Below are 6536 nucleotides of genomic sequence, written 5' to 3'. Positions count from 1 at the left end.
TCAACCAATTCATCCTTACTTTTAAAATGTAAATACATTGTTCCTACGGCAACTCCCGACTCTTTTGAAAGTTGTGCCATTGAAGTCTGTTGCAGACCCTGTTCTGAAAATAACCGTAATGCTGCCTTTACAATCTGAGTTTTTTTATCTACTTTCTCTCCTCCCATAATTCTCCTAACTGAATGTTCATTCATAACAAATTTAAAAAAATTTATGAATACTCAATGATATTTATTTTTTTATTGCAACTACCATTAAAAGAGATTGTTAATTTGATAGAAAATAGTAAATAATGGCAATGCTGCTTGGTTCGAAACCTTTGATTATTGCGTTTTACCTCAGTATTATTCTTAAATTTAGAAGTGATAAAGTTGGCTAATAGACAACTCTATTTATGTTTTATTTCCAAGATTTGGAAGATATTTTAAAGGATTTATGCATATATTATTAATGTTTATAAGTTGATTCAATTGATTTAATCGTAGTCGACCGGAACAGATTAGAGGGGCGGTCATTATTTAGAGGATTGTCGCTTCTTTGATGGGATAAGCTGTAGGAGTAGTTTATTTTGATCTTATTTTCATATTCTTAATTTTATTAGTTTTCAAATTGGATTTCGATGAAAGAATTTTAAATGTTCTATTTTTTTAGAATATTTTTTTTAATTAATAATTTGAAAAATGTGGAATTATTTTTATTTTAATCTAACCAAAAACATATAAAATTATTATGAAAACATCTTTAACCGACGAAGAGTTTTATGCAGGCTTATTGCAATTGCCTAAACCTACATATCCTTTTCCTAATTTTATTCATCCGGATTTCGAGCAGCTACGTCAGGAGTATTATAATTGGATTGATACAGAATATATTATTCACAGTAAAGAAGCCCGTGAAAAACATAAAAAGCATCATTTATGTGATATTGCTTCACGTGGTTGCCCTTTTTTACAATCTATTGATGAATTGCTGCCTCTCGCGAATTATACGGCAAATGGGGCAATGATGGATGACTATTTTGATAGATGTCCGCATGATAAAATGCATAGTATAATGAATAGTGCTTATGCATTATTAACAGGTGCTGATCCGAATGAGCCAAAAGAAAATGGAATACTACGGTTATTCTGGGTGCTGAGACAAGATGCTCTTAAGGTTGAATTTCCGGAGCATTTATACAAGAGGTTTATAAATTCAGTGAGGGATACTATTAAAGGTTTTGCGGAAGAAAAAATATATTACAGAACCAACTCAATCCCTCCGCTTGCAGTTTACCTGCTTAACAGAGAAGGCACAAGCGGTGTTTTGCCATACTGTGATTATGTGGCAATGCAAAAAGATTATCGTCAGCTTCCTGATGAAATCTTTGATCATCTTTATATTAAACGTTATCGAACACTTTGCTGTTTAATAATCGCCATCCATAATGATATTATTTCCTTGCCGAAAGAGCTTCACAGGGAGGGTGATACTTTAAATCTAGTAAAAGTATTAAAACAGGAATACGGAATATCAATTCAGGAGGCTTACATGAAAGCTCTTGAACTTCATAATGATTATTTAAACGAATTTTTATTATTACAGAATCATTTGCCTCCTTTTGACGGTTGGGATAATATGGTGTCAGATTACATTCAGGATCTTGGGATAATGATATCAGGGATTTATGCCTGGCACACGCATGATACTTCCCGTTATGTTAACGGTGGTTATGTAGAAGGTGAATATACAAATGGAGAATAGTGATGTGATTTTAAAATTTTAAGAGTCATTTTTCTCGTTAGTTCCATCAAGCTAATTTTATAGTAGTAAATAGGAAAGAGATGATAGAAACTATTGGGGGAGGATTCGAATATACATTTAGTTGAGGAATGGAGAGGATCTTTTGACCAGCCAGAGACTTATAATGCACTTATCCCAAGAACGTGGTTTGATTAGGTAAACACAAAAACGATGCATTATGAAGATTAAGAAATCAATTGCTTGGGAATAACTTTAATGAGAACACAGTACAACATAAACGCTCAAATAGAGAACCGACTTATAGAAGGTTTTTACTTTTTGGGACTATCCAGGTATGATAGCTTTGACAACTTATTTACCTCAGTAAGAATAGTGGTTTAACTTCTGTAAAACTTTCGGGCGGTTCCTTTAATAAAACCAGCTCGAAGATACGAATAGCTCGCATTGTAAAGGGATTTGATTTGATTACTAAAAATGGTATTTTTAAACATGAATTCATACATGCCTATCATATTATGAAGGGGCTTCCAAACATAAATTTGTACACTGAGCGTGCTGCTTCCAGGTTTTCTCATCAATATACTTCAGGTTTTGGTTTACCCGTGGATTCTTATATAAAAAATAATCTTGGAAATTATCCTTCATCTTTTTGGTGGGGACATGTAAGAAAATTGGTACCATTATGGATAAAGCACTAAAATATTTTGTTGTTTTGTTAACGATTTTGATCTTCTCTTGTAACCATGAGAAAAAGTCGTTTTCATCAACAAATAATATTGATATTAAATTTAATCCCTGGTTTACTTTTGATTATAATTCGAGAGTTCTTAGGCTGAAATTTGATGGCGAAAATGTGATACAGGATACGCTCCATTTCTCAGAAAGCGAACTCAAATTGATTGAAAGCTCATATTTTGAAAATGATATTGGAGCGATAGAAGGCGAAATTAGACTTGGACATTTTATTGAATTTCCGTCCAGTGCGTATATTATTGAAATTCTACAAAATAATAAGAAGCACAGCTCTATACATTGGGAATCAGACTATAGGAAAGGCAAGGGAAATAGAGAGCAAGGTTATGTAGGTTTCTGCATAACTTTAATGGATATAATAAAAAGTAAAAAAGAGTTTTCGAAAATGACTGAGATTTCACTCGAAAAACAAGCCAAATATTTGGAAGATAATTATAAAAGGAAACAGACTCCTTAATAAACCGAAACTAAAATGCGCAAAACAACATTAATTACGATAGTATCCATATTTTTCACAGCACAGCTATACAGTCAGGAAAACTCTATCCAAAGAATGCCAAAAGATATAATACATTGTTTAAATGAATTTGGAACAGATTTGTCTGGCGCATTGAATATTTGTGAATCTAGATATCTGGACTTCTACTTCGAAAAACAACGAAACGTGTTTTCATTTAAGGGTAAGAAAGTCTATTTTCTAAATGGAAATTCAGGTTCGAAAAGGAGTGACAAGAGAACCTATTTTGATGAAACAAAACGTATCCTGAATGTGGGGTCCATTCCATCTCATTTAATGCAACAACTTCTAGTTTTTTCAGAGGCTGAAAGTAAACAAATTGGATATGACGCAGCAATAATTACAGGTAGCAAAAAATACATCACAAAAGAGGATATTCATAAAAAAATAAAACAAGAAATAAAGTGATTTTTGATGAGGAGACACTGTCTCATCAAGTGTGTAAGTTATAAAAATGCGGAGTTGGAAAGGACTTCGCATTTTTTATTTACTTAACTTTATAAGAGTATGATTAACAAGGAGAAAACAGATTTACTATCGGTAAGAAAAGGTCTTATAACACTTAGGAAGTTTTAAAAATAGCTTGGCTTGACCATCTTGTCTGGGATTATGATCAATTAATATTAGCTCATCCATCAGAAGATGAAAGATAATACAATATAGCAATGAAGTGTTTACTGCTGAAGTTGAAAAATAACTAGTAGACGTATAAGTAGAAAATTAAAATGCGATAATAATGCCTTAAAACAATTTTTTCAAAACTCTACGAGAATTTAATAATAAGATAATCTCAAAAATAATACCTAATTAATCTCAAAAAATGTGTTATAAAAGAGTGTATGAATTTTGTTTCATAAAAAATCAACAATTCCATGGACGATAAAGCACTATGAATTTGAACTTTCAATGAACAAGTATGGTTTCAATATAGTTCATCTTTGTGATAATTAATATATACCATAATTGCATAAAGTGTAATAAATTTTTATTTTAGTATAACAAATATAAATAGTACCAAATTGGCTAGAATTCCAGAGTTTAAACCGGATAATTTCAAAAAAATAATCAATGTCGTTCGACTAGATACCAAAAGTATTTTCAGCGATTTTTTGATTGAACCTCTTACTTCTTTAAATGAAACTGCAGTTTTGCCTTCCGTTCCTCATCGTAAAACGGTGAACGATTTTGTTTTCATAACAAAAGGTGAGTTGTCAAAAATGGTTTGCTCAGATGTATTTGTATTAAAATCTGGAATGTTAATGCTTTTGCCTGCTTATAAAATACGGACTATCTTAAAAAAAGCAGGGAATATTGAAGGCTATTACGGACATTTTTCAAATCATTTCATTAATGATCTTTCATCCCAAAAAAAATTAAAAGAAATATCTAATTATATTGAACTCATTTATAATCCTGTTTTCAGTTTTGATAAGGAAACAACCAATAGAATTCAATATGTTTTACAGCAACTTCTTTTGCTGTATGAAAAAGATACTGGCAATAGTTTATTGAAATCCTATTTAAATACTCTTCTGAATGAAATTGCCAATTTTATCCAAACACTTCCTTTGCCTGTATTTTCTCCTAAGGAAGCATTAATCCAACGATTTAGGAGATTAATTGCCAATAATATACAAAAGACACACAAACTACAGGTATATGCAGAGATGCTCAATATTACAACTAATCATCTTAATAAATGTGCAAAATCAGTAACTGGGAAAACGTCGTCAGCTATTATAAACGAAGCACTTACGATGGAAGCTAAGGCGCTTTTATCATTATCCAATCATACGATTTCTGAGGCAGCTTTTGTCTTGGGATTTGAAGATGTTTCTTATTTTTCACGGTTTTTCAAAAAGCATTCCGGTCTTCAACCTAGTGAATATCGGAAAATGATTGATTTGTCCTAGTCTTTGATTTTTTTGTTCTACAATTATGATTCGAATTGGAAGAAATTTGTATCATAATAACAGTTAAGAACAAAAAATAATGAACAGGATATTTTTGATTAATGCACTACTTCTGTTTTCTTCCAAAATTTTCGCTCAGGAAAATGGTGTTCAAGAAGTAAAAAATCCCCCAATTGTGGTAGAAATTTTACCGGGTACAAGTGGATATGCCGCACAAATGACAGTTAATAAATCATTTCGGAACTTTCATAAATTCGGTATTTTCAGTGTTACCAATTTTTCTTCGAAATGGAGAGAGACCTATTCAAAAGATATGATGAATCAAATTCATCTCACTTATCAGTTCGCTAAAGGGTTTAAGATTTTAGTAGGAACACATTATACACCCAATTCCGGTTTGCGCCCTAACACAGCAGTATTATACACTTATTCATCCAGAACAATATTGTTTTCCCTGATGCCGAGGATTGATTTGTCTAAACATAGCAATTGGGAAGGATTTGCGCTGTTTGAATATAAGCCGCAGATAAATCAGCAATGGAACATATATACTCGAGTGCAAGGGTTGTATTGTGCAGCGGTGAAAAATGGAGATCATGCAAGAAGCTATCTCATGCTGCGGGCAGGGCTGAGTTATAAAGACTTCCGTTTTGGTTTAGGAGCAAATTGGGATGCATACGGCCCGGATAAAGCAACTAAAGAGAATTACGGGGTTTTTATAGCTTCAAACATCTTCAATTAAAAATATTAGAAATAAAAACTGCATTTACTTCAAGTATTACTTCCTACAAATTTTAGTGATCAGTTAAAGCATAGTGGGGCTTGGATTATCATTTCTTTCAGAAGTACTCCATAAGAACATAAATTCAATTGGCATACAAATAAATATTCAAAATAATGAAACATATAATTTTTAAAACATACAGCACGTTCACCGGATTAATTTTACGAGTTACATTGGGCCTTATTTTTCTGCCGCACGGCTTGCAGAAAACCATAGGAATGTATGGAGGTGCAGGATTTACAGGTACGATAAAAATCTTTACTGAGCAGCTACATCTTCCAACAATTATAGCATTTGCGGTAATTATAATAGAGTTTTGTGGAGCTGTTTGTCTTTTGCTTGGACTGGTTACAAGATTCTGGGCAATTGCTTACATAGGTTTATTACTTGGGATCATGTTTTCCACACATTTGGAAAATGGTTTTTTTATGAACTGGTTTGGAAACCAAAAAGGGGAAGGCTGCCAGTTTGATTTATTAGCAATAGGAATTGCAATCGCGTTAATAGTGGAAGGCAGTGGAAAATATTCATTGGATACATATATTTTTCGTAAAAGATCCTTAATATCAAAATAAAGTATTTATGGACTTGCACATACAATCATATTTTGAAAAGATTCAATTTCAAAATGTTGCCCGACCAGATTATGAAACATTGTCGCAATTGGTAAAATTGCAAACTCGCTTTATTCCGTTTGAAAATGTGGATGCATTTACCGGCACATCACCATCTCTGCAAATAGAACATATTTTTGAAAAATTAGTTCATCAACAGCGTGGAGGGTACTGTTATGAGCAAAATCTGCTTCTTAATTATGTATTGGAAA

Annotated in this window: 8 protein-coding genes; 7 read left to right on the top strand and 1 reads right to left on the bottom strand. The window is 32.3% G+C overall.

All coding sequences use genetic code 11. The features are described 5' to 3' along the window. Window positions 1-194 (bottom strand): TetR/AcrR family transcriptional regulator (locus J2772_RS23980; protein ID WP_209921562.1); only part of this gene is annotated, 194 nt, incomplete at its 3' end. Window positions 195-729: 535 nt separating this feature from the next. On the opposite strand from J2772_RS23980, the gene J2772_RS23975 reads away from it, so the two are divergent. From J2772_RS23975 to J2772_RS23945, 7 genes are all read left to right on the top strand, one after another. Further along, complete coding sequence (locus J2772_RS23975) at window positions 730-1743, top strand: terpene synthase family protein (protein ID WP_209921557.1); 1014 nt, start codon at window positions 730-732, stop codon at window positions 1741-1743. Window positions 1744-2425: 682 nt separating this feature from the next. Next, window positions 2426-2953: a hypothetical protein gene (locus J2772_RS23970; protein WP_209921556.1), complete on the top strand. Its 528-nt coding sequence runs from the start codon at window positions 2426-2428 to the stop codon at window positions 2951-2953. A 15-nt stretch (window positions 2954-2968) separates the two neighbouring features. Next, window positions 2969-3421, top strand: coding sequence for a hypothetical protein (locus J2772_RS23965; protein ID WP_209921552.1), 453 nt, complete (start codon window positions 2969-2971; stop codon window positions 3419-3421). A 611-nt stretch (window positions 3422-4032) separates the two neighbouring features. Next, window positions 4033-4926 (top strand): helix-turn-helix domain-containing protein, encoded by an 894-nt coding sequence (locus J2772_RS23960; protein WP_209921548.1) that lies wholly within the window; start codon window positions 4033-4035, stop codon window positions 4924-4926. Window positions 4927-5005: 79 nt separating this feature from the next. After that, window positions 5006-5668: a hypothetical protein gene (locus J2772_RS23955; protein ID WP_245365326.1), complete on the top strand. Its 663-nt coding sequence runs from the start codon at window positions 5006-5008 to the stop codon at window positions 5666-5668. 155 nt (window positions 5669-5823) lie between these two features. Continuing rightward, window positions 5824-6285 (top strand): DoxX family protein, encoded by a 462-nt coding sequence (locus J2772_RS23950; protein WP_209921545.1) that lies wholly within the window; start codon window positions 5824-5826, stop codon window positions 6283-6285. A gap of 7 nt (window positions 6286-6292) precedes the next feature. Further along, window positions 6293-6536 (top strand): arylamine N-acetyltransferase (locus J2772_RS23945; protein WP_209921542.1); only part of this gene is annotated, 244 nt, incomplete at its 3' end.

Origin of the sequence: Chryseobacterium jejuense (assembly GCF_017877355.1) — a bacterium.
GTDB lineage: Bacteria > Bacteroidota > Bacteroidia > Flavobacteriales > Weeksellaceae > Chryseobacterium > Chryseobacterium jejuense_A.
The sequence above is the reverse complement of the archived record's forward strand: the minus strand, read 5'-3'. Positions and strand labels throughout refer to the sequence as shown.

Excerpts from the sequence above, each read along its gene's own strand:
- J2772_RS23975 (WP_209921557.1), top strand. The coding sequence starts at position 730 with ATGAAAACATCTTTAACCGACGAAGAGTTTTATGCAGGCTTATTGCAA.
- J2772_RS23970 (WP_209921556.1), top strand. The coding sequence starts at position 2,426 with ATGGATAAAGCACTAAAATATTTTGTTGTTTTGTTAACGATTTTGATC.
- J2772_RS23965 (WP_209921552.1), top strand. The coding sequence starts at position 2,969 with ATGCGCAAAACAACATTAATTACGATAGTATCCATATTTTTCACAGCA.
- J2772_RS23955 (WP_245365326.1), top strand. The coding sequence starts at position 5,006 with ATGAACAGGATATTTTTGATTAATGCACTACTTCTGTTTTCTTCCAAA.
- J2772_RS23950 (WP_209921545.1), top strand. The coding sequence starts at position 5,824 with ATGAAACATATAATTTTTAAAACATACAGCACGTTCACCGGATTAATT.